At 71.1% G+C, this 26,910-nt stretch carries 24 protein-coding genes and 1 pseudogene; 12 read left to right on the top strand and 13 right to left on the bottom strand.

Going from position 1 to position 26,910, the window contains the following annotated elements; translation table 11 throughout:
- Nucleotides 1–139: 139 nt before the first annotated feature.
- The 4 genes from BIV24_RS12710 to BIV24_RS12725 form a co-directional block, all read right to left on the bottom strand.
- A complete protein-coding gene (locus BIV24_RS12710) occupies nt 140–1,255 on the bottom strand; it encodes an ADP-ribosylglycohydrolase family protein (protein ID WP_071366371.1) in 1,116 nt (371 codons plus the stop codon).
- 116 nt (nt 1,256–1,371) lie between these two features.
- Entirely contained in the window at nt 1,372–1,665 is a 294-nt protein-coding gene (locus BIV24_RS12715; protein ID WP_245766788.1) for a hypothetical protein, read from the bottom strand.
- Nucleotides 1,666–1,673: 8 nt separating this feature from the next.
- Nucleotides 1,674–2,366 (bottom strand): anti-sigma factor family protein, encoded by a 693-nt coding sequence (locus BIV24_RS12720; RefSeq protein ID WP_071366372.1) that lies wholly within the window; start codon nt 2,364–2,366, stop codon nt 1,674–1,676.
- Complete coding sequence (locus BIV24_RS12725; RefSeq protein WP_218149308.1) at nt 2,363–2,872, bottom strand: sigma-70 family RNA polymerase sigma factor; 510 nt, start codon at nt 2,870–2,872, stop codon at nt 2,363–2,365. The genes BIV24_RS12720 and BIV24_RS12725 overlap by 4 nt, the downstream gene beginning before the upstream one ends.
- 427 nt (nt 2,873–3,299) lie before the next feature.
- Between BIV24_RS12725 and BIV24_RS12730 the strand changes: the two genes are divergently transcribed.
- Together BIV24_RS12730 and BIV24_RS12735 are read left to right on the top strand one after the other, a co-directional pair.
- Nucleotides 3,300–3,992: a hypothetical protein gene (locus BIV24_RS12730; protein WP_071366373.1), complete on the top strand. Its 693-nt coding sequence runs from the start codon at nt 3,300–3,302 to the stop codon at nt 3,990–3,992.
- Between the two features lie 211 nt (nt 3,993–4,203).
- Nucleotides 4,204–5,466: a vanadium-dependent haloperoxidase gene (locus tag BIV24_RS12735; protein ID WP_071366374.1), complete on the top strand. Its 1,263-nt coding sequence runs from the start codon at nt 4,204–4,206 to the stop codon at nt 5,464–5,466.
- Between the two features lie 83 nt (nt 5,467–5,549).
- Here the strand turns inward: BIV24_RS12735 and BIV24_RS36215 are convergent, their stop codons facing one another.
- The 4 genes and pseudogenes from BIV24_RS36215 to BIV24_RS12755 form a co-directional block, all read right to left on the bottom strand.
- A complete protein-coding gene (locus BIV24_RS36215) occupies nt 5,550–5,810 on the bottom strand; it encodes a tetratricopeptide repeat protein (RefSeq protein ID WP_071366375.1) in 261 nt (86 codons plus the stop codon).
- A gap of 198 nt (nt 5,811–6,008) precedes the next feature.
- Nucleotides 6,009–6,395 (bottom strand): annotated as a pseudogene (locus BIV24_RS36220) (tetratricopeptide repeat protein); the annotation flags it as partial.
- 37 nt (nt 6,396–6,432) lie between these two features.
- On the bottom strand, nt 6,433–7,989 hold the full coding sequence (locus tag BIV24_RS36225) for a hypothetical protein (protein ID WP_342745248.1): 1,557 nt from the start codon (nt 7,987–7,989) through the stop codon (nt 6,433–6,435).
- 93 nt (nt 7,990–8,082) lie between these two features.
- Nucleotides 8,083–10,671, bottom strand: coding sequence for a bifunctional FO biosynthesis protein CofGH (locus BIV24_RS12755; protein ID WP_071366378.1), 2,589 nt, complete (start codon nt 10,669–10,671; stop codon nt 8,083–8,085).
- Between the two features lie 237 nt (nt 10,672–10,908).
- On the opposite strand from BIV24_RS12755, the gene BIV24_RS12760 reads away from it, so the two are divergent.
- The 5 genes from BIV24_RS12760 to BIV24_RS34355 all read left to right on the top strand — a co-directional run bounded on the left by BIV24_RS12760 (nt 10,909) and on the right by BIV24_RS34355 (nt 17,023).
- Nucleotides 10,909–12,426, top strand: coding sequence for a CehA/McbA family metallohydrolase (locus BIV24_RS12760; protein ID WP_071366379.1), 1,518 nt, complete (start codon nt 10,909–10,911; stop codon nt 12,424–12,426).
- Nucleotides 12,427–12,629: 203 nt separating this feature from the next.
- A complete protein-coding gene (locus BIV24_RS12765; protein ID WP_071366380.1) occupies nt 12,630–13,022 on the top strand; it encodes a nitroreductase family deazaflavin-dependent oxidoreductase in 393 nt (130 codons plus the stop codon).
- 201 nt (nt 13,023–13,223) lie between these two features.
- Nucleotides 13,224–16,172, top strand: a complete 2,949-nt coding sequence (afsR, locus tag BIV24_RS12770; RefSeq protein WP_071366381.1) for an SARP-family global regulator AfsR — start codon at nt 13,224–13,226, stop codon at nt 16,170–16,172.
- 219 nt (nt 16,173–16,391) lie between these two features.
- Entirely contained in the window at nt 16,392–16,592 is a 201-nt protein-coding gene (locus BIV24_RS12775; protein ID WP_071366382.1) for a hypothetical protein, read from the top strand.
- A gap of 188 nt (nt 16,593–16,780) precedes the next feature.
- Nucleotides 16,781–17,023: a hypothetical protein gene (locus tag BIV24_RS34355; protein ID WP_071366383.1), complete on the top strand. Its 243-nt coding sequence runs from the start codon at nt 16,781–16,783 to the stop codon at nt 17,021–17,023.
- Between the two features lie 87 nt (nt 17,024–17,110).
- On the opposite strand, the gene BIV24_RS34360 is transcribed toward BIV24_RS34355, so the two are convergent.
- Nucleotides 17,111–17,494: an ATP-binding protein gene (locus BIV24_RS34360; protein ID WP_071366384.1), complete on the bottom strand. Its 384-nt coding sequence runs from the start codon at nt 17,492–17,494 to the stop codon at nt 17,111–17,113.
- A complete protein-coding gene (locus BIV24_RS34365; protein ID WP_071366385.1) occupies nt 17,491–17,730 on the bottom strand; it encodes a hypothetical protein in 240 nt (79 codons plus the stop codon). Before BIV24_RS34365 ends, BIV24_RS34360 begins: the two co-directional genes overlap by 4 nt.
- 135 nt (nt 17,731–17,865) lie before the next feature.
- Here BIV24_RS34365 and BIV24_RS12795 point away from each other — a divergent pair, with 135 nt between their 5' ends.
- From BIV24_RS12795 to BIV24_RS12805, 3 genes are all read left to right on the top strand, one after another.
- Nucleotides 17,866–18,720, top strand: coding sequence for a helix-turn-helix domain-containing protein (locus BIV24_RS12795; RefSeq protein ID WP_071366386.1), 855 nt, complete (start codon nt 17,866–17,868; stop codon nt 18,718–18,720).
- Nucleotides 18,701–18,904, top strand: coding sequence for a DUF397 domain-containing protein (locus BIV24_RS12800; RefSeq protein ID WP_071366387.1), 204 nt, complete (start codon nt 18,701–18,703; stop codon nt 18,902–18,904). Before BIV24_RS12795 ends, BIV24_RS12800 begins: the two co-directional genes overlap by 20 nt.
- Nucleotides 18,905–19,291: 387 nt before the next feature.
- Nucleotides 19,292–20,068, top strand: a complete 777-nt coding sequence (locus tag BIV24_RS12805) for an endonuclease domain-containing protein (protein ID WP_245766789.1) — start codon at nt 19,292–19,294, stop codon at nt 20,066–20,068.
- An 833-nt stretch (nt 20,069–20,901) separates the two neighbouring features.
- Here the strand turns inward: BIV24_RS12805 and BIV24_RS12810 are convergent.
- On the bottom strand, nt 20,902–23,256 hold the full coding sequence (locus tag BIV24_RS12810) for an outer membrane protein assembly factor BamB family protein (RefSeq protein ID WP_071366389.1): 2,355 nt from the start codon (nt 23,254–23,256) through the stop codon (nt 20,902–20,904).
- Between the two features lie 257 nt (nt 23,257–23,513).
- Nucleotides 23,514–24,332, bottom strand: coding sequence for an AfsK-binding protein KbpA (gene kbpA, locus BIV24_RS12815; protein WP_177198702.1), 819 nt, complete (start codon nt 24,330–24,332; stop codon nt 23,514–23,516).
- 156 nt (nt 24,333–24,488) lie between these two features.
- Between kbpA and BIV24_RS12820 the strand changes: the two genes are divergently transcribed.
- Nucleotides 24,489–25,124: a TetR family transcriptional regulator gene (locus BIV24_RS12820; protein ID WP_071366390.1), complete on the top strand. Its 636-nt coding sequence runs from the start codon at nt 24,489–24,491 to the stop codon at nt 25,122–25,124.
- Nucleotides 25,125–25,293: 169 nt separating this feature from the next.
- Complete coding sequence (locus tag BIV24_RS12825) at nt 25,294–25,959, top strand: pyridoxine/pyridoxamine 5'-phosphate oxidase (protein ID WP_071366391.1); 666 nt, start codon at nt 25,294–25,296, stop codon at nt 25,957–25,959.
- A gap of 40 nt (nt 25,960–25,999) precedes the next feature.
- Here BIV24_RS12825 and BIV24_RS12830 read toward each other — a convergent pair whose 3' ends face one another.
- Complete coding sequence (locus BIV24_RS12830; protein ID WP_071366392.1) at nt 26,000–26,869, bottom strand: GNAT family N-acetyltransferase; 870 nt, start codon at nt 26,867–26,869, stop codon at nt 26,000–26,002.
- Nucleotides 26,870–26,910: the final 41 nt, after the last annotated feature.

The following is a 26,910-nucleotide window of genomic DNA, read 5'->3' on the forward strand; positions in this document are numbered from 1 at the left end:
CGGCGTGCCGGCCGGAAGCCCTCGTACTGGACGTACTTGGGCTTTCGGTCGGTGCGGCGAGTGGGGGTACCCCCTGCTCGAAGAGCTTGGGGGAGGCGTGCCGGGCGTCGCGACGGGGCAAACGTTGCCTGTTGCGGCACTAGGCCCGCGGGTACCGCGCGAGCCATCCCGGCGCGGCCCCCGTAGGGCTGTGCAGTGCGGCGCCCTGTGTCGTCTCCATCGCGAAGTCGTCCGCGAGGACCAGCATCGTGGGGCGGCCCTCCAACTCGGCCAGCCAGGCGGGCGGGAGGGCCGTCTCGCCGTGCAACGCCCCCAGCAGCCCACCGGTCAGCGCGCCCGCGGCCCCCGAAGGCCCGCCGTGGTTCACGGCCAGGCACAGCCCGTGCCGGACGTCCTCCCCCACCAGTGCGCAGTACACGGCGACCGCCAGTACGCGCTCCGCCGTACCGCTTCCCGCCAGTTCCTCGATCCCCTCGGGTGTGGGCATCCCCTGCCGCACGGCGCCGAGCGCATGCTGCAACGCGTCGGCGACCGGCTGCTGTCCCGGCCGCGGGGCGAGCAGCGCAAGGGCCCGCTGCACGGCCGCTTCCAGGCTCTCGCCGCGCGCCAGCGCGTGCATGATGACCGCGTACGCGCCCGCCGCGAGGTACGCCGTGGGGTGCCCGTGCGTCTGCGTGGCGCACTCGATGGCGAGTTGCAGCACCAGTTGCGGCTCCCAGCCGACGAGCAGCCCGAACGGCGCGGAGCGCGCGGCCGCCTCAGGCCCGGGCTCGCCGGGGTTCTTGGGCGCGTCCAGCGTGCCCATGATGTCGTCGCCGAGGCCGCGCAGACAGGCGCGGTCCGGGGAACGCCGGGCGTACAGCCACTCCTCGCGGGCCAGCCAGCCGTCGTCCTTGCGGCGCTCGTCGGGTCCCCAGTCCCGCTGGGTGGCCGCCCAGCGCAGATACGCCCGGTGCAGATCGGTCGGCGGATGCCAGACGCCGGTGTCCCGGCGGACCTGGGCGCGGACGAGCCCGTCGACGGAGAACAGGGTGAGCTGGGTGCGATGGGTGATGGCACCGCGCCGACCGTGCCCGAACGCGAGATCGCCGAGCCCCTCGGGTCCGTACACCTGACGGATCTCCTCCAGGGTGAGCCCGTCCAGCGGCGCGCCGAGGGCATCGCCGACGGCCGCGCCGAGCAGCGTCCCGCGCACCCGGCTACGGAAGTCCTGCTGCTCGGTCCGGCCCCAGACGGCACGGGTCGTCGCACTCACCCAGGCCTCCTCACGGCACTGTCCGCACGTCCGACGCGCAGCACTGTAACGGAACCAGAACGCTGGGTACGGATGGTGCACGAGTCCGCGCGTGTGGCCCGAGTGGCGCCACGTGGTCAGTTCCGGGCGGTTCTGTCGATGAGCACCTGGACTCCGTCGAGGAGGCGGTCGAGCCCGAAAGCGAGGGGATCGAAGTCCGTGGCGGCGAACGCGCCCTCGGCAACGGCCCTGGTCAGGGCGGGGAAACGGTCGGCGTGCCGGTCGAGCAGTTCTCCGGTGAGGCGATTCCACTCGCGGTCGTGCTCCTCGTCGAAGTCGACCAGCTGCTGAGCGAGGTTGCGGACGAGACCGATGGCCAGCAGGAAGGCCTGGTGGCGTTGGGCGGCGGTGAGGCCGGTCGGTTCCAGCACCGCCAAGGTCAGAGTGGTCGGGTCGTGGCGAGCATGCGTCCCGCATGGTCCATCACGGAGATGGATCGGATGTCGGGAAGGTGCAGGGCACTCGCCCCCGTCACGGCGGCGCTGCCGTTGGGAGTGATCGCCCAGGTGGCCGCCTGCTCCTTGCGGCCGTCCACCGAGGAGACCTGGAGGATGAAGGGTCCTGATCCTCCTGCGGGCAGGTCGGCCAGGGTGACGCTCACCGCAGTGCCCCAGGGCTTGGCCGTGAGCGTGGCGCGGCCGGACACGGAGTACCCGGCGGCCGAGGTGAAGGCCGTGGACGGTCCGGTCGACTGCCGGAACGGCAGCATCAGCCCCAGTCCGAGCCCGGCAACCACGATCAGGGCCGCAGCCACTGCCAGCCACTGCCGACGAGCCCGGCGCCTGCGCGCCACAGCGGTGGCGCGGACCTGCTCCAGCAGGCGGTCGATCCCGGCCGACGAAGCCGGTGGCGCCGCATCGATGGCGGCCTCGCGCATGACCTGGGGGCGGGCCGCGGACATGTCCGGGGCGCGGCGGAGCAGTCCAGCCAGCGGGGCCGAGCGCGCGAGCTCGTCACGGCATTCCTGACACGCGGGCAGGTGGGACTCCAGGACACGGCGGTCGGTCTCGCTGAGACCGCCCAGCACATACGCGCCGATCAGCATGCGCACGTCATCGTGGTCGGTGCTCACCGTAGAACTCCCATTTCTTCAAAGGCTGCGCGCAGGTTGCGTACGGCGTAGTAGGCGCGGGACTTGACCGTTCCCTCTGGGATCGTGAGCCGTGATGCGGACTCGGCGGTGGTCAGCCCCTCGAAGTACAGCGCCTGGATCACTTCACGATGCTCGCTGGACAAGCGTTCCAACGCTGTGGCAATCACGTGCCCCTGCAGAGCCGCCTCCACATCATCGGCAGAAGGTACAGCCGCGAGTGCCTCGTTGTCGTAGAGCGGTTCCGGACGCCGCTGCTCAGCACGCCAGCTGTCGGTGAGCACATTGCGGGCGATCGTGAAGAGATAGGAGCGGATGCTGACGTGACGCGGCTCGATCTTGGTGATGCTGCGCCACGCGCGCAGCAGTGTCTCCTGCACGACGTCCTCCGCCTGCTCAGGGCTGCGCACGTACCTGCGCACGAAGGAGAGCAGCACATCGTGGTGCTCGGTGTACAGCGCAGTCATCAACTGCTCGTCCGTCGTCACGCTCGATGTCCTCGTCTCGCAGGCTGGGGTCGCTCGGAGCATCGCCGGACCCGAACTGCAGGCGGTGGACAGTCCGCGCCCTGGGGAGGCGCGGAACCGGGTCCGATCCATCCGACTCACTTCCAGACATGACCGCGCCGGCTGCACCGTCTTCGAGGACGGCTGCGACATGCGGTTCTTGTGTCCTGAGGCACTGGTCGCGTGCCCTTGCGGCTACGTGTACGACGAGCTGGGGGTTCAAGTTCACCCGCGACACGGGTCGGGCGTCGAGACCGCGGGCGCGCCGGACGGCGTCCTCGTCCCCACAGCCTCGACGGGCGCCCGACGATCCGGCCCTGTGCGCCCTGGTCGGCCTGCGGGCTGAACCGGGCGCCGCAGTTGGTCGTACACATGGCCGCAAGCCTCCCAACACTCAGGAGAACAAGTCATGAGGAAGAAGCTCAGCTGCGCCCTCGGTGCGGGTACGGCCGTGATCCTCGGCCTGGGCGCCGCGGCCTCCGGGCTGTCCACCGCGAACGCCTCGAGCCTGGACAAGTCCGCCTCCACCGCACGGCACCCGGTCAAGGTGGAGGTCCTCGCACCCAAGCGCGGGGACAACGCGGGTGTGGAGGGCAAGGGCTGGATCGTGGACCTGAAGCTCTCCTTCCGGGGCAAGACCCCGGCCCAGACCGGCTACAACGGGCTCCAGCTCACAGGCCCGGCCGCACACAACAACATCGCCCCCTTCCCCGGCACGTTCTCCACCGGCCAGGACGACAAGATCCCTGGACTGGTCGTGCTGGACTCCACCACCAACAGCACCCTCCCCGGCTTCTCCGGGCCCGGCACCAACCTGGCCAACCTGTTCAACCTCTCCGGCGTCACCAACCGCACCCCGCACAAGACCGAACTGTGGGACACCTGGATCGTCGGCGCGCCCATCGTGGGGCAGAACGTCGACACCACCCTGACCGTGGCCGTCGTCGACGACCTCAACCACGACGGCGTCTACAACGACGCACCCGACGTCGTGAAGGACCTCGACGGCGATGGGAAGATCGGCGCCAAGGACCTGGTTCTGATGGGCGTCGCCTCCGACATCGTCACCGTCCCCTTCCATATCAACGCCGACCCCGCCTGAGACGCCCGGCCACGCCGAAGACCGCCCCCGTCTGCAGCGGCATCCCCGCACGGCACCGTGCTCCGCAGTTCCCGGGCCAAGGCCCCACGGCTTCGTCCGCGAACTGCTGCGACCAGTGCACGGTCCTCCATTCTCCGGGTCCCGTCGCACATGACTGACGGACGGACGGGCCGACACCCGGCCCCCCACCCCACTATGAGGAGCTGTTTCCATGAACTCCCTGAAGACCCGTGCGGCCATGGTGGCCTCCACGGCACTGCTGGTCGCCTCCGGCGCGGCGCCGAGCGTCGCCGCCGCCCCTGAGCCTGGGCACGGTCGCACCTCCGTGGCGCTCGCCTGGTACGACACCACGGCCGACACGATCGCGGCGGCCGGCTCATCGCTCCCTCCGGTGACCAACAGCCGTACCTGGGCGGTCAGTTGGATCGCCGCGGCACGGGCCTTGCAACACGTGCCGGCTGGGGTCGACCGTCGGGCCTACCAGGACGCGGCGCTGGCCTCCGCGGTGCACCGCACCCTGGTCGAGCTGGTGCCCACCCGTGCCCCGGAGCTGGATGCCGCCCTGCAGCAGACCCTGGATCAGTCCCCCGACGGCCTGGCCGAGACCTTGGGGGCAGCAGCCGGCGAGCGCCAGGCGCTGGAGGTCCTGCACGACCGTGAGGGAGACGGCTTCGACGCGGCCTCGGTGAACGCCCCATTCACCGTGCCGCCGGCCGCGCCAGGCGTCTGGCAACCCACCCCGCCCGCCTTCGCCCCCGCCATCCAGAACGGCACCCGGTTCGCCCGGCCCTTCCTGCTGAAAAGCGCCGGCCAGTTCCGACTGCCCGCGCCTCCCGCTCCGACGTCCAAGCGGTACCAGACCGATCTGAAGGAGGTTCGAGACTTCGGCGAGCTGAACAGCACGGTGCGCACCGCACGGCAGACCGACACGGCCAACTTCTGGTTCGACTCCTCGCTGACCCTGTGGACCAAGCCGATTCGCGTCGCGCTCGCCGCCACCTCCCACCAGCCGCTGCGCAAGCAGGCCGAACTCGTCGCCCTGGCCAACGCCACGCTGGTGGACACCCAGATCGCCACCTCCGACAGCAAGTACACCTACCCGCTGTGGCGCCCCGTCACCGCGATCCGAACAGGCGTCGGCGAGGTCCCTGCCGACCCGTCATGGACCCCGCTGCACACCACCCCGGCGCACCCGGACTACCCCAGCGGCCACAACACCTACGCAGGCGCGGCGGAAACCGTTCTCACCGCCCTCGCAGGACCGCGCACGGCCCCGTTCACCCTGACCAGCGGCACCGCACCAGGCGTCGTCCGTACCTACACCGCATGGCACCAGCTCACGCTGGAGAACATGGACGCGCGGGTCTGGCTGGGCATCCACACCCGGCTCGCGGACGAGGCCGGGGTCGCACTGGGTACCGATGTCGCCAGGTACAGCCTGAACCACGCACAGGCGCTGTTCCGGGAGCACTGAATCGGCCAGGCGAACACCGCCTCGCCCAGAGGTGCCTCGCCGATCGAGCGTGGTGGAAGCACAGGAACTCCCACCATCGCAGGTCAGCAGGCACCTCTCGCTGTTCCGTCCTCCGCAGGCCGAACGTCACGCCGTGGATCGAGGTTGAGCCGGGCCAGGGCATCCAGCACCCAGGTGTAATTCGGCCGCAGCTCGACCGCGCGGTTCAGGTCTGCCAGGGCCTCCTCGTCGCGGCCGAGGTTGGCCAGTGACACGCCTCGGCTCGCATACGCCGACGCGTACCCGGGATCGAGGGCGAGCGCGATGTCGTAGTCGGCGAGGGCCTCCTCGTCGCGGCCGGCCACGCGGAGGGCGTCGCCGCGTTCGCAGCGGCCCCACGCCCACTCCGGTTGCAGGTCGAGGGCCCGGTTCAGGTCGGCCAGTTGTTGCGCAAAATCGCCGAGTCCTCGCCATACCCGGGCACGGCGGGCGAGAGCCCATGCGTAGTCCGGCTTGAGGTCCAGCGCCTGGTTCAGGTCTGCGAGCGCCGCGTCGCGGTCGCCGTCGCGCTCGTGCGTGGCGCCACGGGACGCCCAGGCGAAAGCGCTCGCCGGGTTGCGTCGGATCCCCTCGCTCAGATCGCGGATCGCCTCCTCACCATGGCGCAGCAGGCGATGGAGTTCACCGCGCAGGATGACGTTCCAGGGGTTGTGCGGCTCCAGTTCCAGTGTCCGATCGAGGACGGCGAGCGCGCCCTCGTGGTCGCCCGTCGCGCTCAGGGTGACCGCCTTCGCGCGGTGGGCCCGTACCAGGTCGGGGTCGAGGGCCAGAGCCTTGTCGTAGTCCTCCAGCGCACGGGCGTGCGCGCCGTCCCGCGCGAGAGCCTCGCCGCGCAGCAGCCATGCCTTTGCCCGCCACGGCTCGTCGCCCCGGGCATGAGTGAGCAGCAGCCGTAGCGCCTCGGCGGGCCCGCCCTCCGTGAGCGCCTCAAAGAGTGCCGTGCCCCAACGTCCGTACGGCCTCCGTGTTCGTGTCCTCGCCCGCCTCGGTCAGCAACCGCACCCAGCGCCGAAGCGCCTCGTCCCCCAAGGTGCCCGCGTCGACGAGGTCGCCCAGCGCGCCGGGCAGCGCGGCGCGGGGCGACGCGCACAACGCGTGATAGGTCTCGGCGAGCCGCAGTTCGCCCCAGCGCTCGTCCGGCCACCGTTCCCCCTCCGCGAGACCGGCTTCGGCTTCCTCCCGCCACCGGCCGAAGGCCTCGGCGAGCCGCCGGTGGTGGTCGGCCCATGCCCGGGGCGACCGCCTCCGCAACAGCCGCAGCATCGGTGCCCGTACGACGTCGTGGTACCGCACCCGTGCCCCGCGCTCGCCGGTGAACGGCAGGTCCCTCAACCACGCGTACAGCGGGTCGAGTTCGCTCTCCTCGACCTCGGCCACGACCCGGAACACATCCGCGTCCAGCCACCGAGGCAGTGCACACGCCAGCGCGACCCCTCGTCGTACCGGATCCTGCTCCCACTTCAGGAACCGCTCCACGGCCGTCGCGCTCGGGTCGCCCACGTCGCCCGGATCCGCGGGCCGGGCCTCGGCGAGGGTCGAGACCAGCACGGGCAGTCCGCCGGTAAGCCGCAGCACCTCCCCGACGACGGGCTCGTCCACCACGCCCTTGCCCGCGAGCAGCCCGCGCGCCTCGGCCTCGGTGAACGGTTCGAGCGGCAGGTCGTGGACGAAGTCCGCGAAGCCGCCCCAACGGGCCGTGTCCAGCGGAAGCTGGCCGGCGGTGACCACGACCACGGTCGCGGGCAGGGCGCCGTGCCGGTCCGTCGTCATGACCTCGTGGAGCCAGCCGTCCAGGAACGGCCCGGTCCGCTCGTACGTGTCGAAGAACAGGACGGTCCACGGCGCCTGGGCCGCCGCGTTCGACAGTTCGCCGAGCAGCACGGGAGTGAGCACCCGCTCGGGCGAGAGGACCAGCTGCACGTCCTCCTGGTTGCGCAGGCGCGCGCCGATCCCGGCCCGCAGCCGGTCCGCCTGCCGGGCGAGCCGGTCCGCGTCGAGCGCCCCGGCGAAGGCACCGACCCCCGGCACCATCCCCAGCCCGACCAGTCCGGCCCGCGCCGCCGCCAAACTGCCGGTCGAGGGCCCCTCCGGCTCGGATTCGAGCGTGGCGACCACCGCCGCCTCCGCCTCGTGCCGCCGCTCCCGGTGCGCGGCCAGCAGCCGCTCCAGGCCCTTGAAGCGGTGCCCCTGCGCAGCGAACCGGTGACTGATCGCCGCCATCGCCTCCGGCACGCTGCCGACGCTTTCGTCGATGTACGCCGTCACCGCGCCGTGTTCGCGTGCGATCTGCTCCAACTCACGGACCAGGAAGGTCTTTCCGACGCCCGCGTTGCCGTGCACGTGGAAGAGGAAGCGGTGCCGCTCGTCCTGCGGTGGAAGTGCGAAGTTGGCGCGGAAGGCGTGCCGTTCGGTGCCGCGCCCCACGAATCCGGCACGGCTGCGCTGCCGGATCAGTTCCTGCATCGACGGTCGCGCCTGCGTCACCCGTCCGCCCTCTCGTCCCACCCGTACCAGAGCCCGCGCGCACCATTCTGGCTCAGTGCGCGCGGGACCGGTACTTCACGAGGGTGGCCCGCCTCAGCTCTCCAACACCGGGAGCAGCTCCGGCAGCTGGCCGTCGGATGCCGCCGCCGTACGCCGCCGTTCCTCCGGGACCTCGCCGTACAGCGTCGTGCGGGGCTTCGCCGGACGGCCGGCCGCCTGAGCCACCGCGACCAGGTCCTTGACCGACTTGTACGAGCCGTAGGACGAGCCCGCCATGCGGGAGATGGTCTCCTCCATGAGGGTGCCGCCCAGGTCGTTGGCGCCGGAGCGGAGCATCTCCGCCGCGCCCTCCGTGCCCAGTTTCACCCAGCTGGTCTGGATGTTGGGGATCCACGGGTGCAGCAGGAGCCGCGCCATCGCCGTGACCGCACGGTTGTCGCGCATCGTCGGGCCGGGGCGTGAGATGCCCGCCAGGTACACCGGGGCGTTGGTGTGGATGAAGGGGAGCGTCACGAACTCCGTGAAGCCGCCGGTCTGTTGCTGGATGCGGGCGAGGGTGCGGAAGTGGCCGAGCCAGTGCCGGGGCTGGTCGACGTGGCCGTACATCATCGTGGACGAGGAACGGATGCCCAGTTCGTGCGCCGTCGTCACCACCTCGATCCAGGTGGCCGTCGGCAGCTTGCCCTTGGTCAGGATCCAGCGGACCTCGTCGTCCAGGATCTCGGCCGCCGTGCCGGGGATCGTGTCGAGGCCCGCCTCCTTCGCCGCCGTCAGCCATTCGCGGATCGACATGCCGGTGCGCGTCGCGCCGTTGACCACCTCCATGGGTGAGAAGGCGTGGACGTGCATGCCGGGGACCCGCTCCTTCACCGCCTTCGCGATGTCGAAGTAGGCGGTCCCGGGCAGGTCCGGGTGGATGCCGCCCTGCATGCAGACCTCGACCGCGCCCACGTCCCACGCCTGCTGGGCGCGGTCGGCGACCTGCTCCAGGGAGAGCGTGTAGGCGTCGGCGTCCGTGCGGCGCTGGGCGAACGCGCAGAAGCGGCAGCCGGTGTAGCAGACGTTCGTGAAGTTGATGTTCCGGGTGACGATGTAGGTGACGTCGTCGCCGGCCACCGAGCGGCGTACGTCGTCCGCCACCCGGCACAGCGCGTCGAGCGCCGGGCCGTCCGCGTGCAGCAGGGCCAGCGCCTCGTCTTCGGTCAGCTTCGTCGGGTCGTCTGCGGCCGTGCGCAGCGCCCCCCGCACGTCCGCGTCGATGCGCTGCGGAGCCATCCCGGGGGCCGCCGCCTCGCGCAGCGCCTCCCAGTCGCCGTACACGTCGTCGAAGTCGTCCCGGCGGTCGCCCGTACGACCGTCCGTGTCGATGCTGCGGTGCAGATCCGTACGACCAAAGGAGACGAACACCTCCTCCGGTTCCTGCCACGGATGCCCCTCGACCACCGCGTCCGCGCGTGCCAGGCCGGTCTCCGGGTCCGCGAGCGCGCGGACGTGCGGCAGCAGCCGCGGGTCCAGCCACGGCTCGCCGCGCCGCACGAACTCCGGGTAGACGCAGAGGCGTTCACGCAGCTCGAAGCCCGCCGCCGCGGAGCGCTCCCGCAGCTGCTCGAGCTGCGGCCAGGGGCGCTCGGGGTTCACATGGTCGATGGTCAGCGGCGAGACGCCGCCCCAGTCGTCGATGCCCGCGCCGATGAGCCGCTCGTAGTCTTCGTCGACCAGGTTCGGCGGCGCCTGAAGGCAGGCGCTCGGGCCCATGATGTGCCGGGCCACGGCCACCGTGGCGACCAGCTCGTCCAGCTCCGCGTCCGGCATGCCGCGCATCGCCGTGTCCGGCTTGGCGCGGAAGTTCTGGATGATCAGCTCCTGGATGCCGTGGTACGCCCGCGCCACCTTCCTGAGCGCGAACAGCGACTCGGCGCGCTCCTCGTAGGTCTCGCCGATGCCGATCAGCAGCCCGCTGGTGAACGGGACCGAGGAGCGGCCGGCGTCCTCCAGGACGCGCAGCCGGACCGCCGGTTCCTTGTCCGGGGAGCCGTAGTGGGGGCCGCCCGGCTCGGACCACAGACGGGTCGCCGTGGTCTCCAGCATCATGCCCATCGACGGGGCGACGGGCTTAAGGCGCTGGAAGTCGGTCCAGGACATCACCCCGGGGTTGAGGTGGGGCAGCAGGCCCGTCTCCTCCAGGATGCGGATGGAGATCGCCCGGACGTAGGCGATGGTGTCGTCGTAGCCGTGCGCATCCAGCCACTCGCGGGCCTCGGGCCAGCGGTCCTCCGGCTTGTCACCGAGGGTGATCAAGGCTTCCTTGCAGCCGAGGGCCGCGCCCTTGCGGGCGATGTCGAGGACCTCGTCCGGGGACATGAACATCCCGTGCCCGGCGCGGCGCAGTTTGCCCGGGACCGTGACGAAGGTGCAGTAGTGGCACTTGTCGCGGCACAGGCGGGTGAGCGGGACGAAGACGCTCTTCGAGTAGGTGATGACACCGGCGCGGCCCGCGGCCTGAAGGCCCGCGTCGCGCACCCGGGCGGCCGAGGCGGTCAGGTCGTCGAGGTCCGCGCCACGGGCCTGGAGGAGTACGGCGGCCTCGGTGACGTCGAGCGCGACACCGTCACGGGCACGTTTGAGAGCGCGACGCATGGAGTTCTCGGTGGGGCCGGTTCCGGAGGTCGCGGAAGTCGTCATCCCCCGAGCATACGTTTGCGGTGATCAGCCCATTGCAGGGCTGCACGTGGGCCGGTGGGACGGTTCGGCCGTCACAGGGCGGCACCGGCCACGGCGGCCACCCGCTGTTGCGCCGGCACATGGCTGCCGATCGACTTCCCTTGCACCAAAGTTCACGGCTGAATACGAGAGTGGTACGCGCCACCTCCGCACCATCCCTGCACCATCCCTGTCATCCGACACGTTGGGAGCACCGGCATGTGCGAGAACGACCACGGCATCGGCAGACGCACGCTGTTCGTGACGGGTGCCGCCGCCGCGCTTACGTTGGGAGCCGTGAACTTCCCCAACGGCGCCGCCGCGGCGGCGGGCAATCCGGAGACGAAGACCGTGCGCGGCACACTGCCGACCGGCTCCCCCGACTTCGTCTACCTTCCCGTCGAGGTCCCCGCGGGCGTGAAGGAGATCAAGGTCGCCTACACCTACGACAGGCCGTCCGTCCCGGCCGGCACCCAGGGCAACGCCCTCGACATCGGCATCTTCGACGAGCGCGGCACCGCACTGGGCGGCAAGGGGTTCCGCGGCTGGTCCGGCGGCGCACGCACCGAGTTCTTCCTCCGCGCGGACGACGCCACCCCGGGCTACATCGCGGGCCTGGTGCGCCCCGGCACCTGGCACATCGCGCTGGGCCCTTACACGGTGGCGCCGCAGGGTCTCGCCTACGAGGTGACGATCACGCTCACGTACGGCGAGCCCGGCCGTACGCCGAAGCCCGTGTACCCGCCCTCCCGGGCGACGGGTCGAGGCCGCGCCTGGTACCGGGGCGACTGCCATCTGCACTCCTGGCACTCGGACGGTCGCCGGACGCCCGCGGAGATCGCGGCGCTGGCCCGGGCCGCCGGCCTCGACTTCATCAACACCTCGGACCACAACACCCACTCCTCGCACCCGCACTGGGCCGACCAGGCGGGTGAGGACCTGCTGATCATGCTGGGCGAGGAGGTGACAACACGCAACGGCCACGTGGTGGCGCTGGGCACCGACCCCGACACGTTCATCGACTGGCGCTACCGGGCGCGCGACAACCGCTTCGGCCGGTTCGCCCGGGAGATCCGCCAGGCGGGCGGACTGGTCGTCCCCGCCCATCCGCACGCCACCTGCGTCGGCTGCGGCTGGAAGTTCGGCTTCGCCGAGGCGGACGCGGTCGAGGTGTGGAACGGCGCGTACACGCCGGACGACGAGGTGACGCTCGCGGAGTGGGACAACACCCTGGTGACCGCTGTCCGGGAGGGGCACGGCAACTGGCTCCCGGCGATGGGCAACAGCGACGCCCACCGCGACCCCGACGCGGTGGGCAGCCCGCAGACGGTGGTCCTCGCCGACGACCTGTCCCGTCAGGCGATCCAGGAGGGCATCCGCGCGGGCCGCTCGTACGTCGCCGAGTCCAAGAACGTGTCGCTGACCTTCACGGCCGCCGGGGGCCGCGGTGCACACGCGGGCATCGGCGAGCGGTTGCGGGTGGACGGGGACACGCCGGTCACGGTCCGGCTCGAGGCGCAGGGCGCGCCGCGCTGCACGGTCCGGCTGGTCACCGACCAGGGGGTGCTGTTCACCAGCGATCCGCTGCCGGTGTCCGGGGCGGGCACGGTCGAGTGGCGCACGACGCCCGCGTACGCGGCGTACGTACGGGCGGAGCTGCGGCACGAGGCGGCGGCGGGGCCGCTGCCGGGGGCGCTGGCCGCGTTCACGAACCCGATCTTCCTCGGCGGGGCGTGAGGCGCGGTCCGGGTGACCGCTTCGTCGGTGGCCGGCCGCGGGTCGGCCGCCGGGCGTGGCCGCACCGCACCGCGTCTTACCGCACACAGAAGCGTCACGATCCGGCGACGTGTCGGCGTTCCCCGGCCGGGAGGCCGCACGGCAAGCTGGGCACCGTAGTGCCCCTGGGGTGACACATCGCGCGGTGAGGAGAGCAAGGAGCCATGTCAGACCACGTCGATCGCAAGTACCGGACGGTCACGGCATTTCAGCGCCGGATCAACCCGGTCCTGCGCCGCCTGCCGCTCCAGACGGTCCTGGAGACGACGGGCCGCGTCTCGGGCCTGCCGCGCCGGACCCCCGTGGGCGGGCGCCGCGTCGGCGACTCGTTCTGGCTGGTCTCCGAGTACGGCGAGAGGTCCCAGTACATCCGCAACATCCGGGCGGATCCGCGCGTCCGCATCCGCATCCAGGGGCGCTGGCACACGGGCACCGCCCATCCGCTCCCGGACGACGACCCGCGGGCCCGGCTCAGGACGCTGCCGCGCATGAACAGCATGGCGGTACGGGCCTTCGGGGCGGATCTGCTGACGGTGCGGGTGGACCTGGACGGCTAGCAGGCCCGTGCGGACGACGGTTCGTCACCTATGGTGCGGGGCTCTACAACCCGCCGCGCGCGGGTAGATCATGTGTGGGCCTTGTGATGTACCGCGCTGTGGCCTGTGATCGCTGTCTCGCACAGCTGACGCATCCGCCATGAACAAGGCAAACTGGCCTCTTGGTCATGAACGGTTCGGCAGGAATGCCAGGGGGCGGGAATGGACGGTGTACCGCGGGTTCCGGAGCAACAGGCTCCCGAGGAATCGGCGGCGCTGCGCTTCGGTGTGCTCGGACCGGTGCGTGCCTGGCACGGGGACGAGCTACTGGCCACGGGCTCACCGCAACAGCGCGCGTTGCTGGCCGCGTTGCTGCTGCGCGAGGGCCGTACGGCGACGGCGTCCGAGCTGATCGACGCACTGTGGGGCGACGACCCGCCGCCGCGGGCGCTGGCAGCCGTACGGACGTACGCCTCCCGGCTGCGGAAGGTCCTCTCCCCCGGAGCGCTGGTCAGCGAGTCGGGCGGATACGCACTGCGCGTCGGTGATCCGCACTCCCTGGACCTCGTGGCGGCCCAGGTGTTGGCCGCGGAGGCGGAGAAGGCGAAGGGCTCCGCGGACCTGTGCCGCGCCCGGCAACTCCTGAACGAGGCGCTGGCGCTGTGGGACGGTGAACCGCTGGCCGGCGTCCCGGGCCCGTACGCGGACACGCAGCGGACCCGCCTGGAGGAGTGGCGCCTCCAACTCCTGGAGTCCCGCCTCGACATGGACCTGGAGCAGGGCTGCCACGCGGAGGCGGTCTCCGAACTGACCGCGCTGACCGCGGCGCACCCGCTGCGCGAGCGGCTGCGGGAACTGCTGATGCTGGCGCTGTACCGGTCGGGTCGGCAGGCGGAGGCCCTGGCCGTGTACGCGGACACGCGCCGTCTGCTGGCCGACGAACTCGGGGTGGACCCGCGGCCGGGCCTGAAGGACCTCCAGCAGCGGATCCTGCAGGCCGACCCGGGCCTGGCGGAACCGTCGGCACCAGCGCCTGAGCCGACCACGGCTCCCGTACGCCCGGCCCAACTTCCGGCGACCGTACCCGACTTCACGGGTCGCGCGTCCTTCGTCACCGAGCTGAGCGAAGTGCTGGCGTCGGCGGAGGGCCGGGTGATGGCGGTCTCGGCACTGGCAGGCATCGGCGGAGTGGGCAAGACGACCCTCGCCGTCCATGTGGCGCACCAGGCCCGCGCGTTCTTCCCCGACGGCCAGTTGTACGTGGACCTGCAGGGCGCGGGGCAGCGGGCGGCGGAGCCGGAGACGGTCCTGGGGTCGTTCCTGCGCGCCCTGGGCACCGCGGACTCGGCGATCCCGGACTCGCTGGAGGAGCGGGCGGCTCTGTACCGCTCGGTGCTGGACGGCCGGCGGGTGCTGGTCCTGCTGGACAACGCCAAGGACGCGGCTCAGGTACGCCCGCTGCTGCCGGGCACGGACGGCTGTGCGGCCCTGGTGACCTCCCGGGTGCGCATGGTCGGCCTGGCGGGTGCCCACCTGGTGGACCTGGACGTGATGTCACCGGACGAGGCGTTGGCGCTGTTCACGAAGATCGTGGGCGAGGAGCGGGTGGCGTCGGAGCGGGAGGCGGCGCTCGACGTGGTCGCGGCCTGCGGCTTCCTCCCCCTGGCGATCCGCATCGCCGCGTCCCGCCTGGCGTCGCGCCGCACCTGGACGGTCTCGGTCCTGGCGACGAAGCTCGCGGACGAACGCCGCCGCCTGGACGAACTCCAGGCGGGCGACCTGGCGGTGAAGGCCACCTTCGAGCTGGGCTACGGCCAACTGGAGCCGGCCCAGGCCCGCGCGTTCCGCCTGCTGGGCCTGGCGGACGGCCCGGACATCTCCCTGGCGGCGGCCGCGGCGGTCCTGGACCTGCCGGCGGAGGACACCGAGGACCTACTGGAGTCCCTGGTGGACACGTCCCTGCTGGAGTCGGCGGCCCCGGGTCGGTACCGATACCACGACTTGGTCCGGCTCTACGCGCGTGCATGCGCGGAACGTGACGAACAGCCGCCGGGCGAGCGGGATGCGGCCATGTCGCGGTTGCTGGACTTCTATCTGGCCACTGTCGCGGGGGTCTACCTGATCGAACGGCCCGAAGACCGGCTGGTGGACCACCTGGAGCGCACGGAGTATCCGGGGCTTACCTTCTCGGACCGGCGCGCAGCACAGGACTGGCTGTATTCGGAGGCTGTTTCCCTGCTCGCGTGCGTACGACAGTCCGCGCAGCAGCCACATAGGCTGCGGCGCGCCGTGGACGTGCTGTGGGCGGCGGTCGACCTCGCCGAGTCCGGCGCCAACTCCAAGGAGTACGAGGCGGTTGGGGCATTGTTGCGGAAGGCGTCGCAGGAGGCCGGGGACGGCCGGACCGAGGCACGGGCTCTGACGACGCTGGCCTATGCACACCACATCTCCGGCAGCAGGTTCGACGTGGCTGTCCAGGAGGCGCAGATGGCAACGGAGCTGGCGCGTGCGGCCGACGACCCGCTCACCGGCTGCTGGTCGTCCAACATCAGCGGTGTGGTCGCGCTGTACCAGAACCGGCACGAGGAGGGCGCGGAGCACTTCACCCACGCCATCAAGAATTTCCGGACCCTTGAGGACCGTCCCGGCGAGGCGAGCGCCTTGTGCAACCTGTCTCGCATCCACCTGGCGACAGGGCGTACGGAGAGCGCGGTGGCGTTGGCCCGGCAGGGCACGGCGATGTACGACGACATGGAGCATGCTCTGAAGGGGGCCAACGGCCGGTATGCGCTGGGCCTTGCCCTCACCCAAAGCGGCAAACTCGCCGAGGCCACGGAGTGTCTGCTCCAGGCCCTGCAGGTGTTCCGGGACAGCCGCCAGCGCCTGTGGGAGGGCATGACGCTCTTCCGCCTGGCCGAACTCGATCTGGCAGCCGGACGGCCCGCTCAGGCCGCGCCGAACGCCGAGACGGCACTGGCGCTGCTGCGCGGCATCGGCGGGGAATGGCGTCGTGGCAATGTCCTCACCGTGCTCGGACGCGCTTTGAACGGGATAGGCCAGCTCGACCGAGCCCAGGTGTGCTGGACCGAGGCGCTTCAGATCTTCGAGTCGTTGGGCGCACCGGAAGCAGACGAAGTGAGGGGATTGCTGAAGCCGACCGCCGTGGCCTGACCAGGCGATCTGCCATACGAAGGCACGCGTTCATCATTCGTTTATCGCCGCTTGGCACTCTCAACTGTGTCGAGCCGTCGCTTCGGGGGGCAGACGGAACGGCGAGCGGTCGGCCCTCTAAGGTGAACCGGCCTAGCAGGGTCCGCCCGGCAACCACGGGGGAGTTGCCAGGCGGATCCTGCCAACACATCGCACAACACTGTCAGGGGAGCCAGCGAGATGAGCGACCAGAACACCACCGACAACGTCCACGCCACGAGTGAGCCGGCCGGCGACGCCACGACGGACAACGTCCACGCCACGAGTGAGCCGGTCACGATCAAGAACGTGCACGCCACCAACGAGCCGTTCAAGCCGGCCAGCGGGGACACCGGCACGGCCACAACGGACAACGTCCACGCCACGGACGAGAAGGCCTGACCAGACTCATCTTCACACGGGGGATCGGCCGCGGCGGCGCGGAGGGGGAGCCGCCGCGGCCGAGGTGTGTCCAGAACAGAGTTCTAGTCAACTCCTGGCGTGAACCGTTCGATCCACTCGAACAATCGCCCCCCTGACACTAGCTTCACTCCTCACACGGACGTCGCCGCTATTCCTGAGGAGTTGGGATGACCCGCACCAAGAAGATTCTCGTCACTGCCCCCATCGCGGTCGCCGCAGTGGGCGGAACCTCGGCCTCAGCGTTCGCCAACGCGCACATCACCGACACGCCGGACAACGTCCACATCAGCGGCACCCCCGACGCCAGCACGGACAACGTCCACATCAGCGGCACCCCCGACGCCAGCACGGACAACGTCCACATCAGCGGCACCCCCGACGCCAGCACGGACAACGTCCACATCAGCTGATCGGGAACCCGACTCTCACTAGTGGGGCCGAGCCTATGCTCGGCCCCACCGCCGTATCCGCAAGTCGGCGTCACACCCACAAGCTCTTCAGCAGCTCCGCTCCACCTCGCACCACACCGTCTTGTCCGCCGCCCCCTGCTCCACACCCCACCGAACCGCCACCGCGTCGAGGAGAGCCAAGCCACGGCCGGACTCGTCGTCTTGTGCCGCACGCAGGAGGACGGGAAGCGCGCGAGGGTCCGGGTCGGTGACCTCTACGCGAATCCGGCCATCAGCAAGCGCGATGCGCACCCGCACCAGGGTGCCCTCCCCCACGTGTCCGATGACGTTGGCGACCAGCTCGGTGACGCACAACTCGACGTCGGCGCACGGCCCGCCCAGGTACTCCCGCACCGCACAGCGCAGCTCCCGCACGGCCTTGGGCAAGGCGAGCAGGTCGAGCCGGAGATCCGGAAGTGCGGGGGCGTTCAACGCTCGGCCGCCTTCCGGAGGACCTCCGCCAGCTTCCGCCCGGTGGCGGTGTTGCAGTTGCCGAGCGCGATCAGTCCGGCGGGAGGACGGTACGCCGCCGCGAAGCTCGGCAGGTCCACGCGGAGGGAGGGGAGGGTGATGCCGTGGACGGCGAGGGCATCACGTAGCTCCTCCACGCAGAGGGTCATGTCGTCCGCCGTGGGACGGTCGGAGGCCGAAGCCTGGGGCGGTTGCATCGACGTACACCTTTCCGTGCGCTCTGTGGTGAATCAGTCACACACTGACGTCGCGCCCCCTATCGTGAAAGGGGTTTGACTTCCCGGCCGCGAACGGCGGAACCGGGCACAGCTGTTGTTGAACGGCGGCAGGGCATGGCGCGACGCAAGGACATCGACGGGTCGGAAAGCGTGCCGAGCTTCTACGGCAAGGAGTTGCGGTGGAAGCGAGAGCAGGCAGGGCTGACACTTCAGCAGTTGGCGGAGGGCAGCTTCTACGGCCTCAGCCATTTGAGCGAGATCGAACGTGGGGAGCGGCGTATGCCACGCGACCTCGCGGAGCATGTGGATCGGGCCCTGGAGACGGACGGATTCTTCGCGCGACGGTGCGAGGACGTGGGGAAGGCTCGGCGGAGGGGGCACGCCAAGTACTTTGAGCGGATTCTTGAAGCCGAACGGCACGCGGAGACCATCGAGGAGTGGTGCCCGACCCTCTTCCCCGGGCTGCTCCAGACCGAGCCGTACATCCGCGCCGTCATCCGGGCCACGCATCCGATGGAGTCACGCGAGGAGACGGAAGAGAAGGTCCACGCTCGCCTGAGTCGGGCTCGCTTCTTCGACGACGACCCGACGAATCCGGAGTACTGGATCATCTTCCACGAGTCCCTGCTGCGGCTTCCAGCCCTTCCTCCGGCAGACATGGCCGAGCAGCTCGACCGTGTCGCAGCGTTGGCCCGACGTCCTCGGATCACTCCACAGGTGCTTCCGTGGAATTGCGGAGCGCATCCTCTGATGCAGGGATCCGCCAAGGTCATGACCTTCCCCGATGCCCCACCTCTCGTGTACACGGAGTCTCCGTACAGTGGCGCCACGATCGACGAACCGGCCCTCGTGAAGCAGTACCGCAAGGCATACGATCGGCTCAGGGCCGCCGCTCTGCCGCCGGAGGCGTCCCTCGCCATGATCGAGGAAGCGGCTGAGGACTACCGAAATGGCAAGCACCGCCTTTGACTTGAGCACGGCCCGCTGGAGGAAGAGTAGCTACAGCAACGGAGACGGCGGAGACTGCGTCGAGGTCGCCCCGGGCCTCCCCGACGTAGTCCCCGTCCGCGACTCCAAGCAGGCCGAGGAAGGCCCCGTCCTCTTCTTCAAAGCAGCAACTTGGACCTCTTTCCTCACCTCCTTCAAACGCTGACCGCTCATCAGTCGGGACCGATTGGCAGATCTGTGCCACCTCCGCACCCTTCTCCCCCAGTAATCCACGGCCGTTGCTGGAACAGATCCGCCAATCTCCCCCTTCCCTAGTCCGGGTGGGCTGGTTGTCCACAGGGGGCGGAGGGGTGGGGCGTATCTGCGGGACAGTAGGGGCGTGCAGCGCAAGGACTTGGGAGCGCTCGTCGACGGAGGCGTGTTGCTCACCTCGCGGGCGCTGGAAGCCGGGTGGCCTCGGGCTTCTCTCTTTCGGCGACTGGACTCGGAGGGATGGACCCGGGTCCAGGGCGGTGCGTGGGTCGAGCCCGGGAGGAGTGTCGACCTCCTCGTTCGATTGAGAGCCGCCCAGCTCCTCAGTCCGAGGCTCGTCGTGAGCCACCGCTCGGCTGCTTACCTCTGGGGAATCGAGACGCTGACGGCAGATTCCCCGGACGCCCTGGATGCCGCAGAGTTCACCGATCCCACACTCAGCCTCCGGCGGCGCCTCCCCAGCGTACGGGTGCATCGCATCCCCCTCTCCGAAACCGAAGTTGTCCAGCGGTGGGGACTGCGCGTTACCGAGGTCCCTCGAACCCTCACCGACCTTCTCCGGGCCGGCCCCAGGGATGACGCGCTCGTCGCCGTGGAGTCGGCGCTCAGCCGCCGCACCGTCGGCAACGCACGCCGCGCCCCGCTCACCACCCCGGCCGCCCTCGCCGTCGCTCTCGAAGCCCCTCTCCTCGGTGCTACCAGGGCCCGGAACTGGCTGGCGCTGGTCGATCCCCGCTCCGGTTCACCTGCGGAGACGATCGCCCGCCTACGCATGCTCGACGCCCGTCTCCACCCCGAGCCCCAGGCCGAGGTGCACACCCCGGACGGCCGCCGCCGTTACCTCGATTTCCTCTTCCGCGCCGAGGGGCTCGCGGTCGAGATCGAGGGCTACGCCTACCACGGCACCCGGGAGTCCCACCGGCGCGACGTCGCCCGTTTCAACCAGGTCCTTCAGTGCCCCGAGGTACGAAACCTGCTCCGCTTCACCGCTGAGGATGTGTTCCACCGCCCGGCGTGGATGATCCGGGAGGTCAGAGCCGCGCTGACTGCGACTGCTCCTGAACTCACGGGCGGGGGCGGGGGGCACCGGGGCAGGCTTTGGCTCCCCGGTGGTTGAGGAGTGGCTGCTGGGACGCCCGCTTCATTGCCAGTGTCGTGCTTCCGTGGGCCGAGTAAAGGGCGCTTCGCGTCGGCTTCGCCGATCGGCCTCCGGCCGACCCTTGACTCGGCCCACTCCAGCACGGGTGAGAAGCGAGCAGGCGGCCGGGGGTGGAGCGGGGGTCCTACCGGGGTTTGCGGCGGGGTTGGCTGGCGAGTGGCCCGGCAGCGGACGGCGCACTCGCGCCTCGCCTGCGCGCCGGGCCGGCTTAGCGGCGATCGGTGGGTGGGGCCGCTGATGGCTAATTGGAGGGTTTGTGCCAGCGGGCGAGGGCAAAACCGCAGGTGGGAGGCGAGGGCAGTGACACAAACCCTCCAATCGCGCACCGCTACTTGCCCCCACGGGCACAACTCCCCCGCCCCCTCGTCGGCCGAACGCCGCCGAACCCACCGGCATGCCCCGCCCAGCGAACGCGACCCCACCCACCGGCGGATTGCCGCTGAACCGACCCGGCGTGCAGGCGAGACGCGTCCGCGCACCACCCGCCCGCCGATCGCCGCTAAACCCACCCGGCGTGCAGGCGAGGCGCTTATGCGCCCCCGCCTCCGAGTGGCTCCGCAACCGCCCTTTCCCTCGGCCTACCTGGGGACCCCGCTCTTCCGGGCCCGCCCGCTCGCTTCTTACCCGTGCTGGAGCGGGCCGGGTCAAGGGTCGGCCGGAGGCCGATCGGCGAAGCCGACGCGAAGCGCCCTTGACGCGGCCTGCGAAAGCACGACACTGGCAATGAAGCGGGCGGCCCAACAGCCACTCCTCAACCACCCTTACGACAACTCCCCCCGAGTGGCCTCGGTTCAGGCGGTCCGGGCCGTCCCCGTTCCCTTCTCCGCGTCCAGGGCGTAGACGCAGTGGTCCTTGCTGCACGCGTACACCACGCCGTCCCGCACCACCGGCGGGCCGGTGATCTCGCCGCCGGTCGCCAGTTTCCAGCGCAGTCGGCCGTCGTCGGCCTTCAGTGTGTACAGCAGGTGGTCCATGGAGCCGAAGTGGATTCGGCCCTCCGCCACCGCCGGGGAGCCCACGATGTCGCCACCCGCCTGGAAGCGCCACTTGGGGGTGCCGGTGACCGCGTCCAGGGTGTAGAGGCCCTTGCCGCTACCGACGTGGACCTGACCCTGGGCCACCAGCACCGGCTCGATGGCCGACCGCGACTCCGTGGCGATGCGCCAGCGGTCGCGACCGTCCGTCGCGTCCAGGGCGTAGACCGTGCCGAGGTAGTCGGCTAGATAGATGCCGCCGCCGGTCACCGCCGGCCCCGGGACGAAGGTCGGCGGGCACAGGAACACCGCCGGCGCCTCGAAGTGCCAGCGCACCATGCCGGTCGACACCTCGATGGCCAGGACCCGGGTGCCGGCCGAGACGTAGACGTAGCCGTCGGGTGCCTGCGTCAGGCGCACGGGTACGCCGCCGCAGGACGCCGCGTCCCCGATCGGGTAGGACCAGCGCTCCTCGCCCGTACGTGCCTCCAGGGCCCGCAGCCGGGCGTCCTGCCACACGTACACCGTGCCGTCCTGGACCACCGGCCCGGCCTCGGGTGTCTCGAAGTCCGACTGCGCCCCGGTGATCTCCCACAGCTTCTGGCCGTTCGACGCCTCCCAGGCCTGGACGCCGCCGCCGCGGATCCCGGTGACGACCGTGCCGCGGTCGGCCTTGAGCGAGTACACCCAGCCGTCCGTGGACAACCGCCACAGGTCCGTGCCCTCACGGGCGTCCAGGGCGAAGAGCATCGGCCCGTCGGAGGCGTGGATACGGCCGTCCGCGACCGACATCGACCAGGCCACGTCCCGTGTCTTGAAGCGGCGGCGGCCCGTCGCCACGTCCAGGGCGTGCACCTCGAAGGAGGTGACGTAGACGAGGTCGCCGGCGACCGAGGGCGTGCCCCAGACGTCGTTCGACATACGGAAGCGCCACGGGCGCCAGCCGGCCACCCCCGGTGCGGGCGCGGCGGAGGAATGGGGAGCGGGCGGCGCGGCCGTGGGCACGGCTCCGGCCGCGCCGTTGACGCCGCCGCGCGGCCGGGACCAGGACGCGGCGAGACCCGCCTCCGGGGGAGGCGCCTTCACCGCGGCGGCGCGGGCGTCGGCGACCCGCGGCCCGGGCCCGATCGGCACGGGCGCGCCCGCGAGCCGCACCGGCCCGGAGTCGGGCGTGCCAGCCTGCGCGGGCACGGGCTCGCGCGACGCCGGGGCCGGTACGACCGGCCGCGCGCCGTCGCCGCCACGGCTGCCGGAGGAGGACGGCCTGGCCGGCGCGCGTCCGCCGCGCCGCGCCTCGATCAGGCCGACCGCCTTCTCGGGCAGCCACGCCGACGCCGTACCGCTGTCGTCGGAGCCCGAACCGAAGAGATGGGGCGCCAACTGGGCCTGGAGGTCGGCCGGGTTCGGGCGGCCGGTGGCCTCCATCTGCATGCAGGAGTCGATGAGCGGGCGCAGCTCGTCCGGCAGGCCCGACAGGTCCGGACCCTCGCGCAGCAGCATGAAGACGGTCTCGACGGGGTTGGCGCCGTGGAAGGGAGGATGTCCGGTGGCTGCGAAGACGAGCATCGAGCCGAGCGAGAAGACGTCGCTGGCGCCGGTCACGCTGCGCGAGTCCTTCGCCTGCTCGGGGGACATGTAGGCGGGCGTACCGACGGCGACGTTCGTCAACGTCAAACGCGTGTTCGACACGCCGGAGGCGATGCCGAAGTCGATCACCCGCGGACCGTCCTCGACGACGAGGACGTTGGAGGGCTTCAGGTCCCGGTGGACGAGGCCCGCCCCGTGGATGGACTGCAGCGCCTCGGCCACACCCGCGGCCAGCCAGCGCACCGCCTGGGCCGGCAGCGGCCCGCACTCGGCCACTATCTCCTCGAGGGAGGGCGCGGGCACATACGCGGTGGCGAGCCACGGCACGGCCGCGCGCGGGTCGGCGTCGACCACGGCCGCCGTGTAGAAGCCGGAGACCGCCCGCGCGGCCTCGACCTCGCGCGTGAAGCGCACCCGGAACAACTGGTCCTCGGCGAGTTCGGTGCGCACCGTCTTGATCGCCACTCGCCGGCCGGACGCCGAGCGCGCGAGATAGACCAGCCCCATGCCGCCGGCACCCAGCCGCCCCAGCACCTCGAACGGCCCGATCCGCCGCGGATCGTGCTGCGTCAGCTGATCCACCACTTGCCTGCCACCTCCCCGTACGGGTCGCGTCATCCGCCTTGTGAACGCAACCCCGTGCAGCGTCTCACCAGCGCACCGCCATGGCGGCACGCACCCTGATTCTTCCTGCCCGGGCCATCTGTTGCGAACCCAGGAGCAGATCGGGATGTCCTGGCACAAAACCATGCCGGAGCACCCTTCGGGAAGCGGGCGCCCGCAGAGGCGGAACGCCCGTCCGCCCTCGCCGTGCCGCCTTCGGGGGCATCGGGCCGCCCCGGCTACCGCTGGAGCAGTGCGAAGGAGGCGCCCTGATCGTCTGTGACGACCGCCACCCTTCCGTACGGGGTCTCGAACGGCGGTACCTGCACGCGACCGCCCAGTCGGCCCACCGCGGCGAGCGCCGCCGCGCCGTCGCGGACGCCGAAGTGGACGAGGAAGTGCGGCGGCATCTCGGTGGGGAAGACATCCTCGAGCGGAGCGCGCCCGAAGTCGGGGACGGCGTCGGGCCCGAGGAGGGCGTCGTGGAAGAGGCGCGTGTAGAAGGTGTTCGCGGTGACGGTGTTCCGGGCGTACAGCTGGGCCCAGGTGAAGGAGCCGGGTTCGTGCCGCTTGCCGAAGCCCGCGTGCGTGCCGGCCTGCCACAGGCCGAAGACGGCGCCCTCGGGGTCGGCGGCCAGCGCCGCGGTGCCCAGGGTGTCCACGGGGGTCGGCGGGATGACGACCTGGCCGCCACCCGCCCGGATCCGCCCGGTGAGCGCGGCCACGTCGGGCGCCGCGAAGTACACCGTCCAGACCGTGGGCATCCGCCCGTCCCGCTTGGGCACCAGCGCGGCCACAACCCTGTCGCCGAGGTACGCCCACACGGAGGAGCCGTGCGCCTCCTCAAAGGTCCACCCGAAGAGCTCACCGTAGAACCGCCGGCCCGCCTCCACGTCGGGTAGTTGCACATCGATCCAGCAGGGGACGCCCTCGGGGAAGGCGGTGCCCTCCGGAGCGCTGGGCGCGGGGCCGCTCCCCCGGCCCGGCGCGGCACCATTCCCGGCCTTTTGCGAAGCGCCGTTTCCGCGGGGCGTCGGCGATGGCGGATTTTCGGCCATACCATCCAAGCTAACGGCCTTTCACGCCGGTCGCGCGTTGACGTACTCCCACCTCACAGGCCCGAAAGCGCGCCCACGCCTCCCGCACTCCCCATTTGCAGTCGGCCGAATCGCGCTCCGATCACCCCTCGGTAAGCTGACGGCATGACAGGACAAGTGCGCACCGTCGACGGCCGCGTGGCCGGTCGGCGAGGGCAGGCGACCAGGCAGAAACTGCTCGACTGCCTCAGTGAGATGCTCAGCTCCTCGCCGTACCGGGACGTCAAGGTCATTGACGTCGCCCGGAAGGCAGGGACGTCGCCCGCGACCTTCTACCAGTACTTCCCGGACGTCGAAGGCGCCGTTCTGGAGATCGCCGACCACACGGCCGCGGGCGCCGCGGAGTTGACCGTGCTGCTCGAGGGCCGCTCGTGGGTCGGCAAGGCGGGCTGGCAGACCGCGCAGGAACTCGTGGACGGCTTCCTGGACTTCTGGCGCAGGAACGACGCCATTCTGCGAGTCGTCGATCTGGGTGCGGCCGAGGGCGACAAGCGCTTCTACAAGATCCGCATGAAGATCCTGAACTCCGTGAGCAGCCCTCTCACGGACGCGATCGCCGAACTCCAGTCCAAGAGGCGGGTCGACAAGGACGTGAGCCCGGCGGCCGTGGCCGGTTCGCTGGTGGCGATGCTCGCGTCGGTGACCTCGCACCAGAAGGCCTTCCAGACCTGGGGTGTGAAGCAGGCCGAACTCAGGCCGAATCTGGCTCTGTTGGTGTATCTGGGTGTAACGGGGAAGAAACCGACGAAGTAGCACGCGATGTGATGAGTGACGCGGTGCGCGTTGAAGCGCGCCGGTCCGGTCGGCCGTTCAAGGCCCACGTTCTGTCATGCGGGCGGCGGTCCACTCCGGTGGACCGCCGCCCGTTGCTCATGTCCGCACACCGAGGCAGGGTGGTGGGGCGGAGGGTGATACTCGGCCCATGGGAACGGATCTTCACGAACTGCTCAGGTCTCTGCGGGTCTGGGCCCCCGAGACCACCGAACTGCCCGCCTTCGCCCCGTCGGCGGCGCCCGCGGAGCCACTGGAGCTGTTCACGGAGTGGTTCGCGCAGGCGGTGGCGGCGGGCCAGACCGAGCCGCACACGATGTCGCTGGCGACCGCGGACGCGGACGGCATGCCCGACGTCCGGATCGTGATGCTGCACGGCGCGGACGCCGACGGCTGGGTGTTCGCGACGCACGCGGGAAGCCGCAAGGGCGGACAGTTGGCGGCCCGGCCGTATGCCGCCCTCGGCTTCTACTGGTCCGCCCAGGGCCGGCAGATCCGGCTGCGCGGCCCGGTCACGTCCGGACCCCCGGAGGAAGGGCAGGCGGATCTGCACGCCCGCTCCACCGGTGCGCTGGCGGCGGCGCTGACCGGCCACCAGAGCGAAGTGCTCGGTTCCACCGAGGAGTTGGCGCGGGCTTCGGCGGCGGCCTGGGAGCGGGCACGGCGCGAGCCGGACGCCCCGGTCCCGTCCTGGACTCTCTACCGCCTCCAGCCGGAGGAGGTGGAGTTCTTCCAGGGGGACGCGGAGCGCCGGCACGTACGGCTCGTCTACCGGCGCACGCAGGGAGGGTGGACCAGGGAACTCCTGTGGCCCTGACCGGCCCGGCCTGATCCGCACAGGGGCGCCGGCGGCGCCCCTACGCCGAGAACTCGTGCACCGCGTAGTCCGCCACCGCCTCGTACCCGAGCCGCTGGTACAGGCCGTTGCTCGTGGGGTTCGCGAGGTCGGTGAAGAGCAGGACCTCCTCGGCGCCGGAGTCGAGCGCGGCCCTGGTGACCGAGGCGGTGGCGGCGCCCGCGTAGCCGCGGCCACGCAGCGGGGCGGGGGTGAAGACGGGAGCCACCCGGACCTGCCCGGCGACCTCGGGCGTGGCACCCGCCATCGCGACGGGCGTGCCGTCCGGCGTCTCCCACAGCGTGATCCCGCCGTACGCGATACGGCTTTCGGCCCAGCGGTCCGGGTCCTGCCCGGCAGGCTCTTCGACGTCCACGTGGAACTGGGCGTACCAGCGCGCGACCAGCCCGTGGTCGTCGGCGCCGGCGACCCGGGCGCTTCCGGGCGGCGCGGGCTCTGGCGGGGTGAACGTGCCGAGCCGGTAAAGGCGCTGCCGCATCGCGAGCCGGGCGGCGGCTCCGGTGCCGCGCTCCCAGGCGGCGGCAAAGGCGGCGACCGTCTCGGCCGGTCCGCCCGCCGACGGAATCACCCGCCCGTCCAGCGCGAGCCGCGCCGCCAGAGCGTCGGCGGCCCCTGCGGTGAGGGAGGTGAGGTTGAGCTGGTACGGGGGCGTGCGCAGGACCGTGGCCCGTACGGTGCCGTCCTCGTCCGCGAGCCAGCCGAAGTACGGCGGCTTCCCGCCCATCGCCGACAGCCCTTCCGTCCGCAGCTTGTCGGCGACCGTCAACTGCACGGTGTGCAGAGCGGGCTGGGACCGCAAAAAGGACCCGGCCCGCCCGAGGAACTCCTCCAGGTCGCCGGTGAACCGCCAGTCGTACGTGCCTGAATCCATGCAGACCAAGATCTCGCGAACAAGCGCGTCCTGCACACGGA

Origin of the sequence: Streptomyces colonosanans, assembly GCF_001866645.1 — a bacterium.
Taxonomy (GTDB): Bacteria; Actinomycetota; Actinomycetes; order Streptomycetales; family Streptomycetaceae; genus Streptomyces; species Streptomyces colonosanans.